Raw genomic sequence first — 2,300 nt, 5'->3', positions numbered from 1 at the left:
TGAAGGAAGGAACAAGAATGGCCAGCGAAAAGGCACTGAATTTGATGTATGAATTTAACATGACGCCTCTTTTTTGAGTATGTGCCACAATCGAATTGGGCATCAACGGGGCAAAGTCCAGCAATCCTTGACATTATGACTACCACATTTCAAACACAACCGCTCACGATTGGAAACGTCTCGATTGGATTTCCCGTCGTTCAGGCGGCGCTATCGGGCTACAGCGACTTGCCGATGCGGGTGATCGCACGCCGGCACGGGGCGAGCTATACCGTATGTGAGGTGATGCTGGATCAATTTTTGGTCGCGCTGAGCAAACGGCAAAAAACAAAACACTTCCTCGAAATCGATCCCGACGAACCGCCGGTGGGTGGTCAATTGATGGGGGCCGAACCGGAACAGTTCTCTGCCGGCGCGATGAAGTTGGTCGAAGCTGGGTTTGACATCATCGACGTCAACTTCGGTTGCCCCGTCAAAAAAGTGCTGGGGCGTTGCCGTGGCGGATTCCATTTGTCGCAGCCATCAGTCGCGATCGAAATCCTTCGGCGGACTCGCGATATCGTTCCCGATCATATTCCCGTCACTGTCAAAATGCGACGCGGGATGGACGATACAGCGGAATCACGAGACTCGTTTTTCGAGATTCTCGATGGCGCGATGGACGCCGGACTCGCAGCGGCCACGGTCCATGGGCGTACGGTCAAACAGCGGTACAACGGCCCGAGTCGCTGGGAATTTCTGACCGACGTGAAACAGTACGTTGGCGACCGATTGAAAATCCTTGGCAGCGGCGATTTGTTTTCTGCGGCCGATTGCATGCGAATGCTGCAACAGACCGGAATTGATGGAGTCACGGTCGCGCGTGGCGCGATCGGTAACCCGTGGATCTTTTTCCAGGCCCAGGCACTTGCCAAGGGTGACGCATTGCCACCGCCACCAACATTGCACGAACAAGCACGTGTGATTCAAGAACATGTTGAACTTTGCGAGCGAACGTACACGCCCGAGCGAGCGTTGATTTTGATGCGAAAGCACTGTATCAAGTACTCGCAAAGTCACCCGAACCATGAAGCGGTGCGGCAAGATTTAGCCCGGGTGCGAGAGCGAACTGAGTTCGATGCCGCGCTGGAGCGTCACTACGGCAGCGATGGCCCTGGTCGCTACGTTCCCGATGACTATCATCGCAAGGAGGCCGAGTAGGACCGTCCCGATTGCATCACGCACGTAGCGAAAGTCGCGAAGACTTTCGAAGGGGGGGGAGTGCTCAGCGTCGAAACTGTTGGCGAGTTTCGCTGCGTTGTGTTTCGCTACGCTGATTCTGACATCGCTAAACCCTGCTACTCGTCTTGCTCTTGCTCGCCGCCCTCTTCTTCGTTCTTGTATTGGTCGAGGCGGCGATACAAGGTGCGAGCCCCAATCTTCAATATTTTGGCGGCTTCTTCGCGATTCCCACCGGTCAATTTCAACGTCTCTTCGATCGCCCACCGCTCGACCGTGCTAAGTGGTTGGCCGATCAAGTTCGATTCACCGCCACCTACCAGTGCGACCGGTTCGGCGCTCTCGGGGGCCTCGTCGGCTAATTCTGGCGGCAAGTCGTCGATGTCCAAGGAGCCATCGGTATCGAGCACCACCATCGTTTCGACAAAGTTGCGAAGTTGGCGAATGTTGCCGGGCCAATCGTAGGCAAAGAACCGTTTGGTCACCGCGGGAGTGAAGTGGGCGGTCGGTTTTTCATGACGCCGCAAAAACATCTTGCGAAAATGGTCCATCAAGGGGATCACATCGTCGCGGCGTTCACGCAGCGCGGGCAATTCCACCGTGACGACTTTCAAACGAAAGTACAGATCGTTGCGGAACACGCCCGTTTCAATCATGTCTTCCAGTGGTCGGTTGGTCGCAGAGATCAAGCGGACGTTGACCTTGATCGATTTGTTGTCACCCACGCGAGTGATCTGGCTTTCCTCGAGCACTCGCAGCAGTTTGATTTGCGTGCTCATCGGCATGTCGCCGACTTCGTCTAAAAACAGCGTCCCGCCGTTGGCATATTGAAACGCTCCGACGCGATCGGCCACGGCGTCGGTGAACGAGCCTTTGACATGACCAAACAGTTCACTTTCGACCAGATTCTCGGACACCGCGCGAGTATTCAGCGCTACGATGCGTTTGTTGCGGCGGGGACTGTTTTGATGAATCGCTTGGGCAATCATCTCTTTGCCCGTCCCGCTTTCGCCCGTGATCAACACGGTCGCGTCGGTGACGGCGATCCGTCGCAATCGGTCGATGACGCCTTTCATCTTGTC

At 55.5% G+C, this 2,300-nt stretch carries 2 protein-coding genes; one reads left to right on the top strand and one right to left on the bottom strand.

From position 1 onward, the window contains the following. Positions 1–135 precede the first annotated feature (135 nt). Positions 136–1,200 (top strand): tRNA dihydrouridine synthase, encoded by a 1,065-nt coding sequence (locus ABX962_RS34925; protein ID WP_372726274.1) that lies wholly within the window; start codon positions 136–138, stop codon positions 1,198–1,200. A gap of 137 nt (positions 1,201–1,337) precedes the next feature. On the opposite strand, the gene ABX962_RS34920 is transcribed toward ABX962_RS34925, so the two are convergent. Further along, the coding region (locus tag ABX962_RS34920; RefSeq protein ID WP_372726273.1) for a sigma-54 interaction domain-containing protein at positions 1,338–2,300 on the bottom strand (963 nt) is incomplete at its 5' end.

The sequence above is a fragment of the Novipirellula sp. genome, assembly GCF_041583735.1.
Lineage (GTDB): Bacteria > Planctomycetota > Planctomycetia > Pirellulales > Pirellulaceae > Novipirellula.
This window is presented reverse-complemented; position numbering and strand designations above follow the sequence as displayed.